This window comes from Pseudomonas sp. SF2, from assembly GCF_036858055.1.
Classification (GTDB): domain Bacteria; phylum Pseudomonadota; class Gammaproteobacteria; order Pseudomonadales; family Pseudomonadaceae; genus Aquipseudomonas.
The window spans coordinates 226104-247715 of the sequence record NZ_JAMBDI010000009.1; the positions used below are offsets into that span (position 1 = coordinate 226104).

Here is a 21612-nt window from a genome sequence, read left to right on the forward strand (position 1 = left end):
TCAAAGCGGCTTGCCGACTGACCCCGGATTTGAGTGACAACCATGCCAAAACGTACAGACATCAAAAGCATCCTGATTCTCGGCGCTGGCCCGATCGTGATCGGCCAGGCCTGCGAATTCGACTACTCCGGCGCCCAGGCCTGTAAAGCCCTGCGCGAGGAAGGTTTCCGCGTCATCCTGGTGAACTCCAACCCGGCCACCATCATGACCGACCCGGCCATGGCCGACGCCACCTACATCGAGCCGATCAAGTGGCAGTCGGTGGCCAAGATCATCGAGAAAGAGCGCCCGGACGCACTGCTGCCGACCATGGGTGGCCAGACCGCACTGAACTGCGCCCTGGACCTGGAGCGCCACGGCGTTCTGGAAAAGTTCGGCGTGGAAATGATCGGCGCCAACGCCGATACCATCGACAAGGCCGAAGACCGCTCGCGCTTTGACAAGGCGATGAAGGACATCGGCCTGGAGTGCCCGCGCTCCGGTATCGCCCACAGCATGGAAGAAGCCAACGCCGTCCTCGAGCGCCTGGGCTTCCCGTGCATCATCCGTCCGTCGTTCACCATGGGCGGCACTGGTGGTGGTATCGCCTACAACCGTGAAGAATTCGAAGAAATCTGCGCCCGCGGCCTGGACCTGTCGCCGACCAAGGAACTGCTGATCGACGAATCGCTGATCGGTTGGAAGGAATACGAGATGGAGGTGGTCCGCGACAAGAAGGACAACTGCATCATCGTCTGCTCGATCGAGAACTTCGACCCGATGGGCGTGCACACCGGTGACTCGATCACCGTTGCCCCGGCACAGACCCTGACCGACAAGGAATACCAGATCATGCGCAACGCCTCGCTGGCGGTGCTGCGTGAAATCGGTGTTGAAACCGGCGGTTCCAACGTGCAGTTCGGTATCTGCCCGAACACTGGCCGCATGGTCGTGATCGAGATGAACCCGCGCGTTTCGCGTTCCTCGGCGCTGGCCTCCAAGGCCACCGGCTTCCCGATCGCCAAGATCGCTGCCAAGCTGGCTGTCGGCTACACCCTCGACGAGCTGCAGAACGACATCACCGGCGGCCGCACCCCGGCGTCCTTCGAGCCGTCGATCGACTACGTCGTCACCAAGCTGCCGCGTTTCGCCTTCGAGAAATTCCCGAAAGCCGACGCCCGCCTGACCACCCAGATGAAATCCGTGGGTGAAGTCATGGCCATCGGCCGTACCTTCCAGGAGTCCCTGCAGAAAGCCCTGCGCGGCCTGGAAGTTGGCGCCTGCGGCCTCGACCCGAAAGTCGACCTGGCCAGCCCGGAAGCCAACAGCATCCTCAAGCGCGAGCTGACCGTACCGGGCGCCGAGCGTATCTGGTACGTGGCTGACGCCATGCGCGCCGGCATGACCTGCGAGCAGATCTTCGACCTGACCGGCATCGACATGTGGTTCCTGGTGCAGATGGAAGACCTGATCAAGGAAGAAGAGAAGGTCAAGACCCTGGCCCTGTCGTCGATCGACAAGGACTACATGCTGCGCCTCAAGCGCAAGGGCTTCTCTGACCAGCGCCTGGCCAAGCTGCTGGGTATCACCGACAAGAACCTGCGCCGTCACCGCCACAAGCTGGAAGTGTTCCCGGTGTACAAGCGCGTCGACACCTGCGCTGCCGAGTTCGCCACCGATACCGCCTACCTGTACTCCACCTACGAGGAAGAGTGCGAGGCCAACCCGTCGACCCGCGACAAGATCATGATCCTGGGTGGCGGCCCTAACCGTATCGGCCAGGGTATCGAGTTCGACTACTGCTGCGTACACGCCGCACTGGCGCTGCGTGAAGACGGTTACGAGACCATCATGGTCAACTGCAACCCGGAAACCGTCTCCACCGACTACGACACCTCCGACCGCCTGTACTTCGAGCCGCTGACCCTGGAAGACGTGCTGGAAGTGTGCCGCGTCGAGAAGCCGAAAGGCGTGATCGTCCACTACGGCGGCCAGACCCCGCTGAAACTGGCCCGCGCCCTGGAAGAAGCCGGCGTACCGATCATCGGTACCAGCCCGGATGCCATCGACCGCGCCGAAGACCGTGAGCGCTTCCAGCAGATGGTTCAGCGCCTGAGCCTGCTGCAGCCGCCAAACGCTACCGTGCGCAGCGAAGAAGAAGCCATCAGCGCTGCTGGCGGCATCGGCTACCCGCTGGTCGTGCGCCCGTCCTACGTACTGGGCGGCCGTGCCATGGAAATCGTCTACGAACTGGACGAGCTCAAGCGCTACCTGCGTGAAGCCGTACAGGTGTCCAACGACAGCCCGGTACTGCTGGACCACTTCCTCAACTGCGCCATCGAGATGGACGTGGATGCGGTGTGCGACGGCACCGACGTGGTGATCGGCGCGATCATGCAGCACATCGAACAGGCCGGCGTTCACTCTGGTGACTCGGCGTGCTCGCTGCCACCTTACTCGCTGAGCAAGGAAGTGCAGGACGAAGTCCGCGTACAGGTCAAGAAAATGGCCCTGGAACTGGGCGTGGTCGGCCTGATGAACGTGCAGCTGGCCCTGCAGGGCGACAAGATCTACGTGATCGAAGTCAACCCGCGCGCCTCGCGTACCGTGCCGTTCGTGTCCAAGTGCATCGGCACCTCCCTGGCGATGATCGCGGCTCGCGTCATGGCCGGCAAAACCCTGAAAGAGCTGGGCTTCACCCAGGAAATCATCCCGAACTTCTACAGCGTCAAGGAAGCCGTCTTCCCGTTCGCCAAGTTCCCGGGGGTTGACCCGATCCTCGGCCCTGAGATGAAATCGACTGGTGAAGTCATGGGTGTTGGTGATAGCTTCGGTGAAGCCTTCGCCAAGGCCCAGATGGGTGCCAGCGAAGTGCTGCCAACCGGCGGTACCGCGTTCATCAGCGTGCGTGACGACGACAAGCCGCAAGTGGCTGGCGTTGCCCGCGACCTGATCGCCCTGGGCTTCGAAGTGGTTGCAACTGCCGGCACCGCCAAGGTTATCGAAGCGGCTGGCCTGAAAGTGCGCCGTGTGAACAAGGTGACCGAAGGTCGCCCGCACGTGGTCGACATGATCAAGAACGACGAAGTGTCGCTGATCATCAACACCACCGAAGGCCGCCAGTCGATCGCCGATTCCTACTCGATTCGTCGCAATGCGCTGCAGCACAAGATTTACTGCACTACCACCATTGCGGCCGGTGAAGCCATCTGCGAGGCGTTGAAATTCGGTCCGGAAAAGACCGTTCGTCGCCTGCAGGATCTGCATGCAGGACTGAAAGCATGAGCATTACCAAGTACCCGATGACCGTCCAGGGCGCCCGCGCCCTGGAAGAGGAGCACCTGTTCCTGAGCAAGACCGAGCGCCCGCGCCTGAGCCAGGCCATCGGTGAAGCGCGCGAGCTGGGCGACCTCAAGGAAAACGCCGAATACCATGCTGCCCGTGAGGAGCAGGGCATGGTCGAGGCGCGTATCCGTGATATCGAAGGCCGCCTGCAGAACTCGGTGGTGATCGACGTGACCACTATCCCTCACACCGGCAAGGTGATTTTCGGTACCACCGTGGTACTGGCCAACACCGAAACCGATGAAGAGGTGAGCTACCAGATCGTCGGCGAGGATGAAGCCGACGTGAAACAGGGCAAGCTCTCGAGCGGAGCACCGATTGCCCGTGCCATCATCGGCAAGGAAGAAGGTGATACTGTCGTCGTCAAGACGCCTAGCGGCACGGTCGAGTACGAGATTGTCGAAGTCAAGCACATCTGACCGGCGCCTGCGGGCGCCATCCCTCGAGGGGATCCTCTGGCAGCTGGCCCAGGTTTTCTGGGTCGGTGGCCTGTGGGTGTTTCACGTGGGGCTGGTGCCCGCGCTCAAGGTCAGTGGCCTGGCACCGCTGCTGGTGCAGGACATCGCCGGGCAGATCGACCGCTGGTTGATCGGCGTGGCGTTGCTTGGTTTGTTGACCCAGCTGGCAGTGCTGGCGAGGGTGGACGGCCTGGCGGCCTGGTGGCGGCAGTTCCGTGGCCAGATGCTGTTGCTCGGCTTCGGTGCCTGCGTGGGGTATTACACCTTGCGTTACGGAATATCCGTTGGCGAGCGCTGGCAGCTGCTCTGTTTCCTGGTGCTGGGCTTTTCCGGCATCGTGCTGGTGGCCCAGCCGGTGCCGGTCAAGATGCGCCGCTAAACGGCTCGAGATCGCTGGGGCCGCTTTGCGGCCCTTTCGCGACACAAGGCCGCTCCCACAGGGATTGCGTTGTGCCGCAGGTCGGTGCAATCCCTGTGGGAGCGGCCTTGTGTCGCGATGGGCTGCGCAGCAGCCCCTTTGCCGTTACTTGTAACGGTGGATGTTGGACAGCTGCTTGTTCGGCTGTGGGTTCTTGCGGTAGATCAGCGCTTTCTTGCCGATGGTCTGCACCAGCTCGGCACGGCCGGCCTTGCACAGTTCGGCAATGGTCTCGGCCCGCTCTTCGCGGTCTTCCGAGCGAATTTCGACCTTGATCAGCTCATGGTCGACCAGGGCGCGCTCCAGTTCGGCGATGACGCCTTCATTCAAACCGTTACCAGCAACGATCAGGACCGGCTTCAGGTCATGACCAATGGACTTGTATTGCTTCTTCTGCTCGTTATTGAGCGGCATAATCTGACCCTTTCCGTCTGATTCTGTAAAATTGACCGGCATTTTACCCGAGGGCCACCGGCTCCGCCCAGTCAATCACGACGCATATCATCGAGGTGCCCCGTGGTACAACGTTCCAAAAGCAGCGCAAACTGGCTGCGAGAGCATTTCAACGATCCTTTTGTGAAACAGGCACAAAAGGATGGCTACCGCTCGCGTGCGAGCTACAAATTGCTGGAGATCCAGGAAAAGGACCGGCTGATCCGCCCAGGCATGAGCGTGATCGACCTCGGTGCGGCTCCTGGTGGCTGGTCGCAGGTGACCAGTCGTCTGATTGGTGGCCAGGGCCGCCTGATCGCGTCCGACATCCTGGAAATGGATTCGATCCCGGATGTGACCTTCATCCAGGGCGATTTCACCCATGATGAGGTGCTGCAGCGCATTCTCGAGGCGGTCGGCGATTCGCACGTAGACCTTGTGATTTCCGACATGGCCCCCAATATGAGTGGTACGCCCGCAGTGGACATGCCGCGTGCGATGTTCCTCTGCGAGCTGGCCCTCGATCTGGCAACCCGCGTGCTAAAGCCCGGCGGCGACTTCCTGATCAAGATTTTCCAGGGCGAAGGCTTTGACGTGTACCTCAAGGACGTGCGCAGCAAGTTCGACAAGGTACAGATGCGCAAACCGTCGTCGTCGCGTGACCGTTCCCGCGAGCAGTACCTGCTGGGCAGGGGTTTCAAAGGGGCGTGAAAGGCGTGAAGCGGGGTGGCCGATAGTTATTTCCAATCGGCCGCTGCGTCAGGATCGTCCGAACTTCGTGTAGTCTAGCTTTCACAAAGGGTTACAGACGGTGCCTGCGGCTGCGTAGGTAATGTAGTAAGTTAGGGCGATGAATATCATGCGAGGAACGGCTGCGTCGTGCGCCGACCTCAGAGGGTAGCGAATTGAACGACATGGCAAAGAATCTGATCCTGTGGTTGATCATCGCAGCTGTCCTGGTGACGGTGATGAACAACTTCTCCAGCCCTAACGAGCCGCAGACCCTCAACTATTCCGACTTCATCCAGCAGGTCAAGGATGGCAAGGTCGAGCGTGTGACCGTCGACGGCTACATCATTACCGGCAAGCGCGCCGACGGCGACAACTTCAAGACCGTGCGCCCGGCCATTACCGACAACGGCCTGATCGGCGACCTGGTCGACAACCACGTCATCATCGAAGGCAAGCAGCCTGAGCAGCAGAGCATCTGGACCCAGCTGCTGGTGGCCAGCTTCCCGATCCTGGTGATCATTGCCGTGTTCATGTTCTTCATGCGCCAGATGCAGGGCGGTGCGGGCGGCAAAGGCGGGCCGATGAGCTTCGGCAAGAGCAAGGCGCGTCTGCTGTCCGAAGACCAGGTCAAGACCACCCTGGCCGACGTTGCAGGCTGCGACGAAGCCAAGGAAGAGGTTGGCGAGCTGGTCGAGTTCCTGCGCGATCCGGGCAAGTTCCAGCGCCTGGGTGGCCGTATCCCGCGTGGCGTGCTGATGGTCGGCCCGCCCGGGACCGGTAAGACCCTGCTGGCCAAGGCCATCGCCGGCGAGGCGAAGGTGCCGTTCTTCACCATTTCCGGTTCGGACTTCGTGGAAATGTTCGTCGGTGTCGGTGCCAGCCGTGTGCGCGACATGTTCGAGCAGGCCAAGAAGCACGCCCCGTGCATCATCTTCATCGACGAGATCGACGCCGTTGGTCGCCACCGTGGCGCCGGCATGGGTGGCGGTCACGACGAGCGTGAGCAAACCCTCAACCAGCTGCTGGTGGAGATGGACGGCTTCGAGATGAACGATGGCATCATCGTCATCGCTGCTACCAACCGTCCGGACGTGCTCGACCCGGCGCTGCTGCGCCCCGGCCGCTTCGACCGCCAGGTGGTGGTTGGCCTGCCGGACATTCGTGGTCGCGAACAGATCCTCAAGGTACACATGCGCAAGGTACCGGTCGGCGAGAACGTCAATCCGGCGGTCATCGCCCGCGGTACCCCTGGCTTCTCCGGCGCAGACCTGGCCAACCTGGTCAACGAGGCCTCGCTGTTTGCCGCGCGCGCCAACAAGCGCCTGGTCGAAATGAAAGAGTTCGAGCTGGCCAAGGACAAGATCATGATGGGCGCCGAGCGCAAGACCATGGTCATGTCCGAGAAAGAAAAGCAGAACACCGCCTACCACGAGGCTGGCCACGCCATTGTTGGTCGCCTGGTGCCTGAGCACGATCCGGTCTACAAGGTTTCGATCATTCCGCGTGGTCGTGCCCTGGGCGTGACCATGTTCCTGCCCGAAGAGGACCGCTACAGCCTGTCCAAGCGCGCACTGATCAGCCAGATTTGCTCGCTGTACGGTGGCCGTATTGCCGAGGAAATGACCCTGGGCTTCGACGGTGTCACTACCGGTGCGTCCAACGACATCATGCGTGCCAGCCAGATCGCCCGCAACATGGTGACCAAGTGGGGCCTCTCCGAAAAACTCGGCCCGCTGATGTATGCCGAGGAAGAGGGCGAAGTGTTCCTGGGCCGCAGTGCTGCCAGCCAGCACGCCAGCGTTTCCGGTGAAACCGCCAAGCTGATCGACTCGGAAGTGCGCAGCATCATCGACCAGTGCTACGCCACGGCCAAGCAGCTGCTCACCGACAACCGTGACAAGCTCGATGCCATGGCCGAAGCGCTGATGAAGTACGAGACCATCGATGCCGAGCAGATTGACGATATCATGGCCGGCCGTACCCCGCGCGAACCGCGCGACTGGGATGATGACTCTGCTTCGGGCAAGCCTGCCGCCCAGGGTGATCGCCCAGAATCGCCGATCGGCGGTCCAGCGGCTCAACACTAAGGGCATCTATGAGCTCAGTGCAGTACCCGACCCGGTTGCCTTGCGGCAACCGGGTTCTTGATTTGTCGCGTACCCATGTCATGGGTATTCTCAATATCACCCCTGATTCCTTCTCCGATGGTGGGCGCTTCAACCAGCGCGACGAGGCGTTGCGTCATGCCGAAGCGATGGTTGCTGCAGGCGCCACGCTGATCGATATCGGCGGCGAGTCCACGCGGCCGGGCGCGCGCGCGGTATCGGTGACCGAGGAGCTGGAGCGGGTGGCACCCATGGTCGAGGCGATCAACAGCCGCCTCGATGTGGTCATCTCGGTCGATACCTCCACGCCAGCGGTCATGCGTGAATCGGCGCGCCTTGGTGCCGGGCTGATCAACGACGTGCGAGCGCTGGAGCGCGATGGCGCCCTGGACGCGGCCGCGGATACCGGCCTGCCGGTGTGCCTCATGCACATGCGCGGCGAGCCGGGTAACATGCAGGACGACCCGCATTACGAAGATGTGACCGTCGAGGTTACGCGTTATCTTGAGCAGCGAATGGCCGCCTGTGCTGCGGCGGGCATCGACGCTAACAGAATCATTCTTGATCCGGGCTTCGGTTTCGCCAAGACACTGGCGCACAACCTGAGCCTGTTCAAGCACATGGAAGCGCTCTATCGCCTTGGGCGCCCGCTGCTGGTGGGTGTTTCACGAAAGAGCATGATCGGCCTGACGCTGGAACGTCCGGTCGGCGAGCGCTTGTACGGCAGCCTTGCGCTGGCGGCGTTGGCCATGACCAAGGGGGCGAGCATTCTTCGTGTCCATGACGTGGCCGAAACCGTTGATGTAGTGCGCATGATCGCTGCGGTGCAAAACGCCGAATAAGAACATTGGAGCCCCTATGAGCAGAAAATACTTTGGTACCGACGGCATTCGTGGCCGCGTCGGCGAATACCCGATCACGCCTGACTTCATGCTGAAGCTTGGCTGGGCGGCCGGCATGGCCTTCCGCAAGCAAGGCCACTGCCGGGTGCTGGTGGGCAAGGACACGCGTATCTCCGGTTACATGTTCGAGTCCGCACTCGAAGCCGGCCTGTCCGCGGCGGGTGCCGACGTGATGCTGCTCGGGCCGATGCCGACACCGGCCATCGCCTACCTGACGCGTACCTTCCATGCCGAAGCCGGCATCGTCATCAGTGCCTCGCACAACCCGCACGATGACAACGGCATCAAGTTCTTCTCGGGCCAGGGGACCAAGTTGCCGGATGAAGTCGAGCTGATGATCGAGGAGTTGCTCGACCAGCCGATGACCGTTGTCGAGTCGGGCAAGCTGGGCAAGGTTTCGCGCATCAACGATGCCGCCGGCCGCTATATCGAGTTCTGCAAGAGCAGCGTGCCGACCAGCACCAGCTTCGACGGCCTCAAGCTGGTTGTCGATTGCGCCCACGGTGCCACCTACAAGGTTGCGCCAAGCGTGTTCCGCGAGCTGGGTGCCGAGGTGACCGTGCTGCACGCTCAGCCCGACGGCCTGAACATCAACGAAGGCTGCGGCTCGACCCACATCGAATCGCTGCAGGCTGCCGTGCTGGTGGGCCATGCCGACCTGGGCATCGCTTTCGACGGTGACGGCGATCGCGTGTTGATGGTCGACCATACCGGTGCCATCGTCGATGGTGACGAGCTGCTGTTCATCATCGCTCGCGACCTGCAGGACCGTGGCAAGCTGCAGGGTGGGGTAGTGGGCACGCTGATGAGCAACCTGGGCCTGGAGCTTGCGCTGAAGGACCTGGATATCCCGTTCGTGCGGGCCAAGGTCGGCGACCGCTATGTCATGGCCGAACTGCTGGAGCGTGAGTGGCTGGTCGGTGGTGAAAACTCCGGTCACGTCGTGTGCTGCAACCACACCACCACGGGTGACGCGATCATCGCTGCCCTGCAGGTGCTGATGGCGCTCAAGCGCCGTGGCGAAACCCTGGCCCAGGCCCGTCAGGCCCTGCGCAAGTGCCCGCAGGTGCTGATCAACGTGCGCTATGGCGCCAGCAAGGTCGACCCGCTGGAGCACCCGTCGGTCAAGGAAGCCAGTGCCAAGGTGACCGAGGCCTTGGCCGGCCGCGGCCGCGTGCTGCTGCGTAAATCCGGTACCGAGCCGTTGGTGCGGGTGATGGTCGAGGGCGAGGACGAAAGCCAGGTGCGTGCGCATGCAGAAGCGCTGGCCAAACTGGTCGGCGAAGTTTGTGTCTGAAGGCGCTTGCCAGCGCAGATAGGGTTGGGTACTATCTGCGCCCACTTTGACCGACGAGGTAAAGCATGCGTCGCCCTATGGTAGCTGGTAACTGGAAGATGCACGGTACCCGCGCTAGCGTCGCTGAGCTGACCGAAGGCTTGAGAAATCTGGCCTTGCCGAGCGGAGTGGAAGTCGCAGTGTTTCCACCGGCCTTGTTCATCAATCAAGTGATCGATGGTCTGGCAGGTAAGGGAATTACTGTCGGCGCACAGAATTCTGCAGTACAACCCGAACAGGGTGCGCTGACCGGAGAAGTTGCTCCGGAACAGCTGGTTGAAGCAGGTTGCAAGTTGGTGTTGATTGGTCATTCGGAGCGTCGCCAGATAATTGGTGAGACCGACGAAGTGCTCAATCGCAAGTTTGCAGCGGCCCAGGCCAAAGGTTTGAAGCCAGTGCTTTGCATCGGGGAAACCCTTGAAGAGCGCGAGGCTGGCAAAACGCTCGAAGTTGTCGGGCGTCAACTAAGCAGTATCATCGAAGCATTCGGTGTTAAGGCTTTTGCCAATGCAGTAATTGCCTATGAGCCTGTATGGGCCATCGGCACCGGCCTTACGGCCACGCCACAGCAGGCCCAGGATGTGCACGCAGCCATCCGCGGCCAGCTGGCGGCAGAAGATGCTGAAGTGGCTGCGAAGGTGCAGTTGCTCTACGGCGGCAGCGTGAAGGCGGCCAATGCGGCCGAACTGTTCGGCATGCCGGATATCGATGGGGGGCTCATTGGTGGGGCTTCCCTGAACGCAGACGAATTCGGTGCAATTTGTCGCGCCGCAGGAAACTGAACAAATGCTGGAAACAGTCATCGTTGTTTTTCATCTGTTGGCAGCGCTGTCGCTTGTAGTGCTGGTTCTGTTGCAACAGGGTAAGGGTGCGGAAGCAGGTGCATCTTTCGGCGCGGGTGCTTCAAATACCGTGTTCGGGAGCCAGGGCTCTGCAACGTTCCTGAGTAAATTAACTGCTATACTCGCTGCCACTTTCTTTTTGACAGCACTTGGGTTAGGATACTTCGCGAAGCAACAAGCTCACCAGCTTAGCCAAGCGGGTCTTCCGGATCCAGCAGTGCTAGAAGTGAAAGAGCCGCAGAAACCGGCAGTTAATGATGATGTACCGGTGCTCCAGCAGCAGAAGAGCGAAACCACTCCTAACACGGGTGATGTACCTCCTCCGGCACAAGAGCAGAAGTAACGGGTTTCAAGTAGTAGTATTGCCGAGGTGGTGGAATTGGTAGACACGCAACCTTGAGGTGGTTGTGCCCATAGGGTGTAGGGGTTCGAGTCCCCTTCTCGGTACCAATTAAAGCTTGAGAGCCCGCTTTAGCGGGCTTTCTTGCAGGTGAAGGTTCGGATTTGACCCTCAGCAGGGTTCGGTCTTATACTTTTGCCCCAGCTTTGTCGCGGGGTGGAGCAGCTTGGTAGCTCGTCGGGCTCATAACCCGAAGGTCGTCGGTTCAAATCCAGCCCCCGCAACCAGCTTCAGCGGAGCCCCTTTTCAGGGGCTTTTTGCTAACCGAACAGTTTTCGGCGTCGTTGTCCAACGGCGCTTTCAGGGATGGGCGCTTCGCCCATTTTTTATTTGCACAGCATGCACGAGGGGGTTCAGGTGTCGAGCAAGCTAGAACAGTTGCAGGCCTTGTTGGCCCCGGTTGTCGAGGGTCTGGGCTATCAGTGCTGGGGGATCGAATACGTTTCCCAGGGTAAGCATTCGGTACTGCGCATCTACATCGACAAGGAAGGCGGCATCCTGGTGGACGACTGCGAAGCGGTCAGCCGTCAGGCCAGCGCAATTCTCGATGTGGAAGATCCGATCAGCAGTGAATACACCCTCGAGGTGTCTTCTCCAGGCATGGATCGCCCACTGTTCACTCTGGAACAGTTTGCCTCGCATGCCGGCGAACAAGTGAAGATCAAGCTGCGCTCACCCTTTGAGGGTCGTCGTAACTTCCAGGGCCTTCTCCGCGGTGTGGAGGAGCAGGACGTGGTGGTCCAGGTGGACAATCAAGAGTTCCTGTTGCCGATCGACTCGATCGACAAGGCCAATATTATTCCCAGTTTTGACTGAGACGTGCCGGGCCCGGCGGACGATCCGGGCCCAATGGCTTGCGCAAGGCGAGGCGTACGATGAGCAAAGAAGTACTGCTGGTTGTTGAATCGGTATCCAACGAAAAAGGTGTACCACCCGGCGTCATTTTCGAAGCGCTGGAAGTGGCACTGGCCACTGCAACCAAAAAACGTTTTGAAGACGAAGTCGACCTGCGTGTGGAAATCAACCGCCACACCGGTAGCTACGAGACCTTCCGTCGCTGGACCGTGGTCGACGAAGCCGATCTTGATGATCCGGCGATCGAGACCTGGTTGAGCAAGATTCACGAAACCCACCCTGATGCCAAGGTTGGTGACGTGATCGAAGAGAAGATCGAGTCCATCGAGTTCGGTCGTATCGCCGCCCAGACCGCCAAGCAGGTCATCGTGCAGAAGGTCCGAGAGGCCGAGCGTGCCCAGGTGGTCGATGCCTACCGCGAGCGCGTTGGCGAGATCATCTCCGGTACCGTCAAGAAGGTTACCCGCGACAACGTCATCGTTGACCTGGGCAACAACGCCGAGGCCCTGCTGGCCCGCGAAGACATCATTCCGCGCGAGACCTTCCGTGTTGGCGTGCGCCTGCGTGCGCTGCTCAAGGAAATTCGCACCGAAAACCGTGGTCCTCAGCTGATCCTGTCGCGCACCGCGCCACAGATGCTGATCGAGCTTTTCCGCATCGAAGTGCCGGAAATTGCCGAGGGCCTCATCGAAGTCATGGCTGCCTCCCGTGATCCGGGTTCGCGAGCCAAGATCGCCGTCCGCTCCAAGGACAAGCGCATCGACCCGCAAGGCGCCTGTATCGGCATGCGTGGTTCGCGCGTCCAGGCTGTATCCGGGGAGTTGGGTGGTGAGCGTGTGGATATTGTCCTGTGGGACGATAACCCGGCGCAGTTTGTCATCAACGCCATGTCGCCGGCTGAAGTCGCGGCGATCATCGTTGATGAAGATGCCCATGCCATGGACATCGCCGTTGCCGAGGACAACCTGGCCCAGGCCATTGGTCGTGGCGGTCAGAACGTTCGCCTGGCCAGTCAGCTGACCGGCTGGACCCTGAACGTGATGACCGAGAAGGACATCCAGGCCAAGCAGCAGGCCGAAACCGGTGACATCCTGCGCAATTTCATCGATGAACTGGAAGTCGACGAGGAGCTGGCCCAAGTGCTGGTCGACGAAGGCTTCACCAGCCTCGAAGAAATTGCCTACGTACCGTTGGAAGAAATGCTCAACATCGATGGCTTTGACGAAGATATCGTCAACGAGCTCCGCGCTCGAGCCAAGGACCGTTTGTTGACCAAGGCCATCGCTACCGAAGAAAAACTGGCAGACGCCCATCCGGCTGAAGACCTGCTCTCCCTTGAGGGCATGGACAAGGACTTGGCGGCGGAACTGGCGGTGCGCGGCGTGGTTAACCGCGAAGACCTGGCCGAGCAGTCGATAGACGATCTGCTCGACATCGACGGCATCGACGAAGAGCGTGCCGGCAAGTTGATCATGGCCGCCCGAGCCCACTGGTTCGAGTAATTAGGCGCGGCCTGAGGAGAGAAGTGCATGACGCAAGTCACGGTGAAAGAACTGGCCCAAGAGGTCGAGGCACCGGTAGAGCGCCTGCTGCAGCAGATGCGTGAGGCAGGTCTGCCGCACACCGACGCCGGTCAGGTAGTGACCGACAATGAGAAGCAGACCCTGCTGACTCATTTGAAGAGCAGCCACAAGAGCAAGGCGGAAGAGCCGCGCAAGATTACCTTGCAGCGCAAAACCACCAGCACCCTGCGTGTCGCCGGTAGCAAGAGCATCAGCGTAGAAGTACGCAAGAAGAAAGTATTCGTGCAGCGCAGCCCGGAAGAAATCCAGGCTGAGCAGAAGCGTGAGCTGGAAGAGCGCCGCGCGGCTGAAAATGCCGCTCGCGAGAAGGTCGAGGCCGAAGTTCGCCAGCGTAACGAAGAGCAGGCTCGCCGTCAGGCTGCCGAAACCGCTGCTGTAGCCCCTGCGCCTGCCGCCAAGCCAGCGGCGGCGCCTGCCGCTGCCCCGGCTCCGGTAGTTGCCGACGCCCCGGCCTCCGAAGATGCCGCAGCCCGCGCTGCCGAGCGCAAGAAGGACGAAGCCCGTCGCAACGAAGGCCGCACCCGTGACGAAGACCGTCGTGGTGGCGAGCGTCGTGGCGAGGCCCCGCGCGTGTCGATCAAGGTCAAGGTCAAGGAGAAGGAAAAGGCCCCGACTCCACGTGCCGCGCCGCGCACCACCGATGAAGAGAGCGATGGCGTACGCCGTGGCCGCGGTGGCAAGAGCAAGCTGAAGAAGCGCAACCAGCACGGCTTCCAGAACCCGACCGGTCCAGTCATCCGTGACGTGACCATCGGCGAGACCATTACCGTCTCGGAACTGGCCCAGCAGATGTCGGTCAAGGCCGCTGAAGTGGTCAAGTTCATGTTCAAGCTGGGTACCCCGGTCACCATCAACCAGGTGCTCGACCAGGAAACCGCTCAGCTGGTCGCCGAAGAACTGGGCCACAAGGTGACCCTGGTCAGCGATACCGCCCTGGAAGACTCCCTGGCCGAATCGCTGAAGTTCGAAGGTGAAGTGGAATCGCGTGCGCCGGTCGTTACCGTCATGGGTCACGTTGACCATGGTAAGACCTCGCTGCTCGACTACATCCGTCGTGCCAAGGTTGCCGCTGGCGAAGCCGGTGGTATTACCCAGCACATCGGTGCCTACCACGTGGAAACCGACCGCGGCATGGTCACCTTCCTCGATACCCCAGGCCACGCTGCGTTCACCGCAATGCGTGCCCGTGGTGCCAAGGCTACCGACATCGTCATCCTGGTGGTGGCGGCGGACGACGGCGTGATGCCGCAAACCCGCGAAGCCGTTCAGCATGCCAAGGCAGCTGGCGTTCCGCTGGTGGTCGCGGTGAACAAGATCGACAAGCCGGGTGCCGACATCGACCGCATCCGCAACGAGCTGGCCGTCGAAGGCGTCACCTCCGAGGATTGGGGTGGTGACACTCCGTTCGTCAAGGTTTCGGCGAAGATGGGTACCGGCGTCGACGAACTGCTCGAAGCGGTCCTGCTGCAGGCCGAGATCCTCGAGCTGACCGCTACCCCGACCGCCCCAGGTCGTGGTGTGGTTGTCGAATCGCGCCTGGACAAGGGCCGTGGCCCGGTGGCGACCATCCTGGTTCAGGACGGTACCCTGCGTCAGGGCGACATGGTCCTGTGCGGTTCCAACTATGGCCGCGTGCGTGCCATGCTCGACGAGAACGGCAAGCCTGTGAAGGAAGCCGGCCCGTCGATCCCGGTCGAAATCCTCGGCCTGGACGGTACCCCGGAAGCCGGTGACGAGCTGTCCGTGGTTGCTGACGAGAAGAAGGCCCGTGAAGTTGCCCTGTTCCGTCAAGGCAAGTACCGCGAGGTCAAGCTGGCCCGTGCTCACGCCGGCAAGCTGGAAAACATCTTCGAGACCATGGGTCAGGAAGAGAAGAAGACCCTCAACATCGTCCTCAAGACCGACGTGCGTGGTTCCCTGGAAGCACTGCAGGGTTCGCTGTCGGGTCTTGGCAACGACGAAGTTCAGGTGCGCGTGATCGGTGGTGGCGTCGGTGGTATCACCGAAAGCGACGCCAACCTGGCGCTGGCTTCGAATGCAGTACTGTTCGGCTTCAACGTGCGTGCCGATGCCGGCGCGCGCAAGATCGTCGAGCAGGAAGGTCTGGATATGCGTTACTACAACGTGATCTACGACATCATCGAAGACGTCAAGAAGGCCCTGACCGGCATGCTCGGCAGCGATGTTCGCGAGAACATCCTGGGTGTCGCCGAAGTGCGTGACGTGTTCCGTTCGCCGAAGTTCGGCGCCATCGCTGGCTGTATGGTCATCGAGGGTACCGTGTACCGCAACCGTCCGATCCGCGTACTGCGCGAAGACGTTGTGATCTTCGAAGGCGAGCTGGAGTCGCTGCGTCGCTTCAAGGACGACGCCTCCGAAGTGCGGAACGGCATGGAGTGCGGTATTGGCGTGAAGAGCTACAACGACGTCAAGGTCGGCGACAAGATCGAAGTCTTCGAGAAAGTCCAGGTGGCTCGTACCCTGTAAGGGGCGAGCGTGGTGCAGGCCCCGCCCCAGGGCGGCTGGCAGCGCCTCTGAAGGTAGCGCCCGGTCAGGCTTCAGCTTGACCGGGCGTTTGCCGCTTTAAGTTACAGGTAGCAAGAATGGCAAAAGAATATAGCCGTACCCAACGCATCGGCGACCAGATGCAGCGCGAGCTGTCGGAGCTGATCCGCCGTGAAGTCAAAGACCCGCGCGTCGGCCTGGTGACCATCACTGCCGTCGACGTCAGCCGCGACCTTGGCCACGCCAAGGTATTCATCACCGTGATGGGCCAGGACGGCGCCGACGCCGTACCGCAGACCCTCAAGGCCCTGACCAGCGCCGCGAGCTTCCTGCGCCTGCACCTGGGCCGTGTGATGCAACTGCGCAGCGTGCCGCAACTGCATTTCCACTTCGACGAGAGCGTCAGCCGTGGTGCCCACCTGTCGGCACTGATCGAGCGCGCGGTCGCTGAAGACCGTCAGCACAAGGATGCCGACCAGCCGGACGCCGAGGAGTAAGCGGTGGCCCAGGTCAAACGTATCCGCCGCAACGTCAGCGGCATCATCCTGCTCGACAAGCCGCTGGGCTTCACCTCCAACGCCGCCCTGCAAAAGGTGCGCTGGCTGCTCAATGCGGAAAAAGCTGGTCACACCGGCAGCCTCGACCCGTTGGCAACCGGCGTGCTGCCGCTGTGCTTTGGCGAAGCGACCAAGTTTTCGCAGTACCTGCTCGATTCCGACAAGGGCTACGAAACGGTCATGCAGATGGGGCAGACGACCAACACCGGCGATGCCGAAGGTGAGGTGCTGCAGACCCGCGAGGTGACCGTTGGTCGCGCCGACATCGAGGCCCTGCTGCCACGTTTTCGTGGCCAGATCAGCCAGATACCGCCGATGTACTCGGCGCTCAAGCGTGACGGCCAGCCGCTGTACAAGCTGGCACGTGCAGGAGAGGTAGTGGAGCGCGAGGCGCGTTCTGTTACTATTGGCCGCTTGGAGTTGCTCGAGTGCGAAGGCACCCGTGCACGGTTGAGCGTAGGATGCAGCAAAGGCACCTATATCCGTACCCTGGTGGAGGATATTGGCGAGGCCCTTGGCTGCGGCGCCTATGTTGCCGAGCTGCGCAGGACCCAGGCCGGGCCTTTCGCGCTGGCACAGACGGTCACCCTCGAGGAACTTGAACAGGCCCACGCCGAAGGCGGCAATGAAGCGCTCGACCGCTTCCTGATGCCCTCGGACAGCGGCCTGCAGGACTGGCCGCTGGTGTGCCTGTCCGAGCACAGCGCGTTCTACTGGCTGCATGGGCAGGCGGTACGCGCACCGGACGCGCCACAATTTGGCATGGTCCGGGTACAGGATCACAATGCACGCTTCATCGGTATCGGTGAAGTGAGCGAAGACGGGCGCATTGCGCCGCGTCGGCTGATTCGGTCGGAATGACCGAAACCGGGGGGCCAGGCAGTTGCCGAACCCCACGGCACCAAGGGTGGCTGTCAGTAGGCACGGTCACACCTTTTTTATTAATACAGGGATCAGTCCCTGGCCTATTGGACCCCGCATGCGGGATCCGTTATCAGGAGAAGCCACATGGCCCTCAGCGTTGAAGAAAAAGCTCAGATCGTTGCCGAATACCAGCAAGCCGCCGGCGATACCGGTAGCCCGGAAGTGCAGGTTGCTCTGCTGACCGCCAACATCAACAAGCTGCAAGGCCACTTCAAGGCCAACGACAAAGACCACCACTCCCGTCGTGGTCTGATCCGTATGGTCAACCAGCGTCGTAAGCTGCTGGACTACCTGAAGGGCAAAGACACCACTCGTTACAGCGCCCTGATCGGTCGCCTGGGCCTGCGTCGCTAATAGCGGCCTGGTCAGTGGTGTGCATGGCGTGTCGCAGGCTTCGACAGGGCTGTTTTGCAGTGCTGCCGTTGGACACGCCACGCGTATCTTCGAGGTTGGCAGCCTGGCAATGCTGAGCGGTTTTTCCGCTTGGTGCCAGGCTCCCAGCCTCGTGTTGTATCTGGACGGTCAATGGGGCCGATTCCCCGTTCTGCCCAAGAATTCGCAAGAAACCAGTTCCCCCAAGAGCCACTGAAAAAGGTAGGAAACCGTGAACCCGGTAATCAAGACTTTCCAGTTCGGTCAATCGACCGTTACTCTCGAAACGGGCCGCATTGCCCGTCAGGCAACCGGCGCCGTGCTGGTTACCGTCGACAACGACGTCACCGTGCTGGTGACTGTGGTAGGCGCCAAACAGGCTGATCCAGGCAAGGGTTTCTTCCCGCTGTCGGTTCACTACCAGGAAAAGACCTACGCCGCCGGCAAGATCCCGGGTGGCTTCTTCAAGCGTGAAGGCCGTCCTTCCGAGAAAGAGACGCTGACCTCGCGCCTGATCGACCGTCCGATCCGTCCGCTGTTCCCGGAAGGCTTCATGAACGAAGTGCAGGTCGTCTGCACCGTGGTTTCCACCAGCAAGAAGACCGACCCGGACATCGCTGCGATGATCGGTACCTCGGCTGCCCTGGCCATCTCCGGCATTCCGTTCGAAGGCCCGATCGGCGCCGCTCGCGTTGCCTTCCACGAAAGCACCGGCTACCTGCTGAACCCGACCTACGAGCAACTGGCTGCCTCGAGCCTGGACATGGTCGTTGCCGGTACCGAATCGGCTGTACTGATGGTTGAATCGGAAGCCAAAGAGCTGACCGAAGACCAGATGCTGGGCGCCGTATTGTTCGCCCACGACGAATTCCAGGCCGTGATCCAGGCGGTCAAGGAACTGGCCGCCGAAGCCGGCAAGCCGACCTGGGACTGGCAGCCAGCCCCGGCCAACGTCGAGCTGATGAACCTGGTGCGCGCCGAGTTCGGCGAAGCCGTTTCGCAGGCCTACACCATCACCCAGAAGGCTGACCGCTACAACCGCCTGGGCCAGCTGCGTGACGAGGCTGTTGCCCGTCTGAGCAACGAAGAGACCGGCCCGTCCGCCGGTGCCATCAAAGAGATCTTCGGCGAGCTGGAATACCGCACCGTCCGCGAGAACATCGTCAACGGCAAACCGCGTATCGACGGCCGTGACACCCGCACCGTGCGCCCGCTGAACATCGAAGTTGGCGTATTGCCGAAGACCCACGGCTCGGCGCTGTTCACCCGTGGCGAAACCCAGGCCCTGGTCGTCGCGACCCTGGGTACTGCCCGTGACGCCCAGCTGCTGGACACCCTGGAAGGCGAGAAGAAAGACCCGTTCATGCTGCACTACAACTTCCCGCCGTTCTCGGTGGGTGAGTGCGGCCGCATGGGCGGCGCCGGCCGTCGTGAAATCGGCCACGGCCGCCTGGCCCGTCGTGGCGTGCAGGCCATGCTGCCGAGCGACAGCGACTTCCCGTACACCATCCGCGTGGTCTCGGAAATCACCGAGTCCAACGGTTCCAGCTCCATGGCTTCGGTCTGCGGTGCTTCCCTGGCCCTGATGGACGCCGGTGTACCGATGAAGGCACCGGTTGCCGGTATCGCCATGGGCCTGGTCAAGGAAGGTGACAAGTTCGCCGTCCTGACCGACATCCTGGGTGACGAAGACCACCTGGGCGACATGGACTTCAAGGTAGCCGGTACCGCCAAGGGTGTTACCGCGCTGCAGATGGACATCAAGATCAACGGCATCACCGAAGAGATCATGGAAATCGCCCTGGGCCAGGCCCTGGAAGCGCGCCTGAACATCCTCGGCCAGATGAACCAGATCATCGCCCAGTCGCGTAGCGAGCTGTCGGCCAACGCGCCGACCATGATCGCGATGAAGATCGACACCGACAAGATCCGTGACGTCATCGGTAAAGGCGGCGCCACCATTCGCGCCATCTGCGAAGAGACCAAGGCTTCGATCGACATCGAAGACGACGGTTCGATCAAGATCTTCGGCGAAACCAAGGAAGCGGCAGATGCTGCCAAGCAGCGCATCCTGGGCATCACCGCCGAGGCCGAGATCGGCAAGATCTACGTCGGCAAGGTCGAGCGCATCGTCGACTTCGGTGCCTTCGTCAACATCCTGCCTGGCAAGGACGGCCTGGTGCACATCTCCATGCTGAGCGATGCTCGCGTCGAGAAAGTCACCGACATCCTCAAGGAAGGCCAGGAAGTCGAAGTACTGGTACTGGACGTGGACAACCGCGGCCGTATCAAGCTGTCGATCAAGGACGTTGCCGCGGCCAAGGCCTCGGGCGTCTAAGCGACTGCCACGCAACAGGAAAAGGGCCCTTCGGGGCCCTTTTTTCATGGGTGAAAGGGAACCTTTTGCGGACTTGCATCTTGCATGCAGGATTATCGTGCGGATTGCAAAATGCACGACTCCGGGAATGCTGGCTGTTTGATAAGTAATTGATTTGAAAGGAAAAAGACTAAAGTGAATAGCTGGCATAGCGCATGCAGCTATCCTCATACCTGTCGCCAGGATGTACGGCGCAGACCTTTCGAAAAACAGGAGTGATCCCTATGAAGAAGTTCGCCATTGCTGCCGCTACTGCTACCGCTCTGACCCTGACCATGGCTAACGCGGCATTCGCCCAGCAGTCCACCCAGGCCCCGATGACGCTGGCGGCCGGTGAGGTGACCAAGACCAAGGAAGCAGCCTCCGATACCTGGATCACTACCAAGGTAAAGGCTGACCTGATGACCGAGAAAGGTGTGCCTGGTGGCGATATCAAGGTCGAAACCAACAAGGGTGTCGTGTCGCTGTCTTCTGACACGGCGGTGACCGCAGCACAGAAAGAGGCGGCCATTGCCATCGCCAAGAAGATCAAGGGCGTGCAGGCCGTGTCGGCTGATGGCCTGAAGTCCGAATAAGGAATGTCCCGTCGGCCAAACGGATTTGGCCACCCATTCAAGAAGGGGCTGCACAGCAGCCCCTCTTCACTTAAAACACCGGATTCCGCGCAATCACATCACTCTCGAAGCATTCCTGCTCAAGGATCAAGGGCTCAACCAACGGCCGACTGTCGCGGAAATGCGCGGTCTGGGTATGCGCTTCGTACGCCGCATCATCACGGTAGATCTCGTACAGGTAAATCACCTCCGGGTCGACCCGGTCCTGCGACACATCGAACACCAGGCAGCCAGGTTCGGTGGCGACGGATGCAGCGGCATTGACCTTGATCGCGGTCAGAAAACCCTCGGCGCAACCGGGCTTCACACGGGTCTTGATGAACAGGCTATACACAAGGCTCTCCTTTTGTTTTAAATTCTATTGTGAATTGTATACAAAAATGGAGCCTCGCCAATGTCCGAATTGCCTGCACGCCCAGGTCGCCTGAATGGCCTGCGTCATATTGCCTTGTTGGTGCCCAACCTCGAGGAGTGCGAACGCTTCTATGTCGATGTGCTGGGCATGGAGGTGCTGAACCGCGCCAACGAAGACCTGGTGTATCTCACTTGTGGTAACGACAACCTGTCGCTGGGGCGCGGGGCAGGGGCGGCCAATGGTTTGCAGACCCTGGACCACTATGGGTTCATCGTCGATAGCGTGGAGGAGCTGGAGGCCTGGTACCAGTACTTCAAGGCGCACGGCGTGACCTTGCTGGACCGGCCGTTCAACCATGGTGATGGGGCGCGCAGCTTCCACCTGCTGGACCCGGCGGGGAACAAGGTGCAGCCGTTGTATCACCCGGCGGTGTCGGGGCAGCGGTTGGTGTGAAGCCTGTACCGGCCTATTCGCGGCGGTTCGGCGCCCCGATGAACCCGCTCCCACAGGGATAGCGCACA

20 protein-coding genes and 2 tRNA genes are annotated in these 21612 nt (G+C 61.1%); 20 read left to right on the forward strand and 2 right to left on the reverse strand.

What is annotated here, in order from left to right; genetic code table 11:
- Window positions 1-42 precede the first annotated feature (42 nt).
- Genes carB through M2S36_RS06830 form a run of 3 tightly spaced genes read left to right on the forward strand, consistent with a single transcriptional unit; the run spans window position 43 to window position 4161 of the window.
- A complete protein-coding gene (carB, locus tag M2S36_RS06820) occupies window positions 43-3264 on the forward strand; it encodes a carbamoyl-phosphate synthase large subunit (protein ID WP_207834346.1) in 3222 nt (1073 codons plus the stop codon).
- On the forward strand, window positions 3261-3743 hold the full coding sequence (gene greA / locus M2S36_RS06825; RefSeq protein WP_013974292.1) for a transcription elongation factor GreA: 483 nt from the start codon (window positions 3261-3263) through the stop codon (window positions 3741-3743). The genes carB and greA overlap by 4 nt, the downstream gene beginning before the upstream one ends.
- Window positions 3721-4161: an MFS transporter gene (locus tag M2S36_RS06830; RefSeq protein WP_207834348.1), complete on the forward strand. Its 441-nt coding sequence runs from the start codon at window positions 3721-3723 to the stop codon at window positions 4159-4161. The genes greA and M2S36_RS06830 overlap by 23 nt, the downstream gene beginning before the upstream one ends.
- A gap of 144 nt (window positions 4162-4305) precedes the next feature.
- Here M2S36_RS06830 and yhbY read toward each other — a convergent pair whose 3' ends face one another.
- Window positions 4306-4614 carry a ribosome assembly RNA-binding protein YhbY gene (gene yhbY, locus M2S36_RS06835; RefSeq protein ID WP_003249945.1) on the reverse strand — a complete coding sequence of 103 codons (309 nt, stop codon included), beginning with the start codon at window positions 4612-4614 and terminating at the stop codon, window positions 4306-4308.
- Between the two features lie 102 nt (window positions 4615-4716).
- Between yhbY and rlmE the strand changes: the two genes are divergently transcribed.
- The 16 genes from rlmE to M2S36_RS06915 all read left to right on the forward strand — a co-directional run bounded on the left by rlmE (window position 4717) and on the right by M2S36_RS06915 (window position 20697).
- Complete coding sequence (rlmE, locus tag M2S36_RS06840) at window positions 4717-5343, forward strand: 23S rRNA (uridine(2552)-2'-O)-methyltransferase RlmE (protein WP_025340705.1); 627 nt, start codon at window positions 4717-4719, stop codon at window positions 5341-5343.
- A gap of 203 nt (window positions 5344-5546) precedes the next feature.
- Window positions 5547-7451 carry an ATP-dependent zinc metalloprotease FtsH gene (gene ftsH / locus M2S36_RS06845; RefSeq protein ID WP_015271861.1) on the forward strand — a complete coding sequence of 635 codons (1905 nt, stop codon included), beginning with the start codon at window positions 5547-5549 and terminating at the stop codon, window positions 7449-7451.
- Between the two features lie 8 nt (window positions 7452-7459).
- A complete protein-coding gene (gene folP, locus M2S36_RS06850) occupies window positions 7460-8311 on the forward strand; it encodes a dihydropteroate synthase (RefSeq protein WP_207834350.1) in 852 nt (283 codons plus the stop codon).
- 16 nt (window positions 8312-8327) lie between these two features.
- Window positions 8328-9668 carry a phosphoglucosamine mutase gene (glmM, locus tag M2S36_RS06855; protein ID WP_063911792.1) on the forward strand — a complete coding sequence of 447 codons (1341 nt, stop codon included), beginning with the start codon at window positions 8328-8330 and terminating at the stop codon, window positions 9666-9668.
- Window positions 9669-9733: 65 nt separating this feature from the next.
- Entirely contained in the window at window positions 9734-10489 is a 756-nt protein-coding gene (gene tpiA, locus M2S36_RS06860) for a triose-phosphate isomerase (RefSeq protein WP_063911791.1), read from the forward strand.
- 4 nt (window positions 10490-10493) lie between these two features.
- The gene (gene secG / locus M2S36_RS06865; protein WP_015271857.1) at window positions 10494-10892 is read left to right on the forward strand and encodes a preprotein translocase subunit SecG; all 399 of its coding nucleotides are present in this window, start codon (window positions 10494-10496) and stop codon (window positions 10890-10892) included.
- Window positions 10893-10913: 21 nt separating this feature from the next.
- Window positions 10914-10999 (forward strand) — tRNA-Leu (locus M2S36_RS06870).
- 100 nt (window positions 11000-11099) lie between these two features.
- Window positions 11100-11176: transfer RNA gene (locus M2S36_RS06875), tRNA-Met, on the forward strand.
- A gap of 130 nt (window positions 11177-11306) precedes the next feature.
- The gene (gene rimP, locus M2S36_RS06880; protein WP_003249960.1) at window positions 11307-11765 is read left to right on the forward strand and encodes a ribosome maturation factor RimP; all 459 of its coding nucleotides are present in this window, start codon (window positions 11307-11309) and stop codon (window positions 11763-11765) included.
- Window positions 11766-11824: 59 nt separating this feature from the next.
- The gene (gene nusA / locus M2S36_RS06885) at window positions 11825-13306 is read left to right on the forward strand and encodes a transcription termination factor NusA (protein WP_063911790.1); all 1482 of its coding nucleotides are present in this window, start codon (window positions 11825-11827) and stop codon (window positions 13304-13306) included.
- A gap of 27 nt (window positions 13307-13333) precedes the next feature.
- Window positions 13334-15874: a translation initiation factor IF-2 gene (infB, locus tag M2S36_RS06890; RefSeq protein WP_207834352.1), complete on the forward strand. Its 2541-nt coding sequence runs from the start codon at window positions 13334-13336 to the stop codon at window positions 15872-15874.
- A 116-nt stretch (window positions 15875-15990) separates the two neighbouring features.
- Window positions 15991-16389, forward strand: a complete 399-nt coding sequence (gene rbfA, locus M2S36_RS06895; RefSeq protein WP_063911788.1) for a 30S ribosome-binding factor RbfA — start codon at window positions 15991-15993, stop codon at window positions 16387-16389.
- 3 nt (window positions 16390-16392) lie between these two features.
- Window positions 16393-17310: a tRNA pseudouridine(55) synthase TruB gene (gene truB / locus M2S36_RS06900; protein WP_013974284.1), complete on the forward strand. Its 918-nt coding sequence runs from the start codon at window positions 16393-16395 to the stop codon at window positions 17308-17310.
- 147 nt (window positions 17311-17457) lie between these two features.
- Entirely contained in the window at window positions 17458-17727 is a 270-nt protein-coding gene (gene rpsO / locus M2S36_RS06905; RefSeq protein ID WP_003249971.1) for a 30S ribosomal protein S15, read from the forward strand.
- Window positions 17728-17977: 250 nt separating this feature from the next.
- On the forward strand, window positions 17978-20083 hold the full coding sequence (pnp, locus tag M2S36_RS06910; protein WP_207834354.1) for a polyribonucleotide nucleotidyltransferase: 2106 nt from the start codon (window positions 17978-17980) through the stop codon (window positions 20081-20083).
- Window positions 20084-20346: 263 nt separating this feature from the next.
- On the forward strand, window positions 20347-20697 hold the full coding sequence (locus M2S36_RS06915) for a BON domain-containing protein (RefSeq protein ID WP_063911786.1): 351 nt from the start codon (window positions 20347-20349) through the stop codon (window positions 20695-20697).
- 70 nt (window positions 20698-20767) lie between these two features.
- On the opposite strand, the gene M2S36_RS06920 is transcribed toward M2S36_RS06915, so the two are convergent.
- On the reverse strand, window positions 20768-21070 hold the full coding sequence (locus tag M2S36_RS06920) for a putative quinol monooxygenase (RefSeq protein ID WP_207834355.1): 303 nt from the start codon (window positions 21068-21070) through the stop codon (window positions 20768-20770).
- A gap of 60 nt (window positions 21071-21130) precedes the next feature.
- Here M2S36_RS06920 and M2S36_RS06925 point away from each other — a divergent pair, with 60 nt between their 5' ends.
- Entirely contained in the window at window positions 21131-21544 is a 414-nt protein-coding gene (locus M2S36_RS06925) for a VOC family protein (RefSeq protein WP_010955354.1), read from the forward strand.
- Window positions 21545-21612 lie beyond the last annotated feature (68 nt).

Coding starts and splice junctions, on each gene's coding strand:
- yhbY (WP_003249945.1), bottom strand. CDS start 4,614: ATGCCGCTCAATAACGAGCAGAAGAAGCAATACAAGTCCATTGGTCAT.
- folP (WP_207834350.1), top strand. CDS start 7,460: ATGAGCTCAGTGCAGTACCCGACCCGGTTGCCTTGCGGCAACCGGGTT.
- greA (WP_013974292.1), top strand. CDS start 3,261: ATGAGCATTACCAAGTACCCGATGACCGTCCAGGGCGCCCGCGCCCTG.
- M2S36_RS06925 (WP_010955354.1), top strand. CDS start 21,131: ATGTCCGAATTGCCTGCACGCCCAGGTCGCCTGAATGGCCTGCGTCAT.
- secG (WP_015271857.1), top strand. CDS start 10,494: ATGCTGGAAACAGTCATCGTTGTTTTTCATCTGTTGGCAGCGCTGTCG.
- ftsH (WP_015271861.1), top strand. CDS start 5,547: ATGGCAAAGAATCTGATCCTGTGGTTGATCATCGCAGCTGTCCTGGTG.
- tpiA (WP_063911791.1), top strand. CDS start 9,734: ATGCGTCGCCCTATGGTAGCTGGTAACTGGAAGATGCACGGTACCCGC.
- infB (WP_207834352.1), top strand. CDS start 13,334: ATGACGCAAGTCACGGTGAAAGAACTGGCCCAAGAGGTCGAGGCACCG.
- rpsO (WP_003249971.1), top strand. CDS start 17,458: ATGGCCCTCAGCGTTGAAGAAAAAGCTCAGATCGTTGCCGAATACCAG.
- rbfA (WP_063911788.1), top strand. CDS start 15,991: ATGGCAAAAGAATATAGCCGTACCCAACGCATCGGCGACCAGATGCAG.
- M2S36_RS06915 (WP_063911786.1), top strand. CDS start 20,347: ATGAAGAAGTTCGCCATTGCTGCCGCTACTGCTACCGCTCTGACCCTG.
- nusA (WP_063911790.1), top strand. CDS start 11,825: ATGAGCAAAGAAGTACTGCTGGTTGTTGAATCGGTATCCAACGAAAAA.
- glmM (WP_063911792.1), top strand. CDS start 8,328: ATGAGCAGAAAATACTTTGGTACCGACGGCATTCGTGGCCGCGTCGGC.
- carB (WP_207834346.1), top strand. CDS start 43: ATGCCAAAACGTACAGACATCAAAAGCATCCTGATTCTCGGCGCTGGC.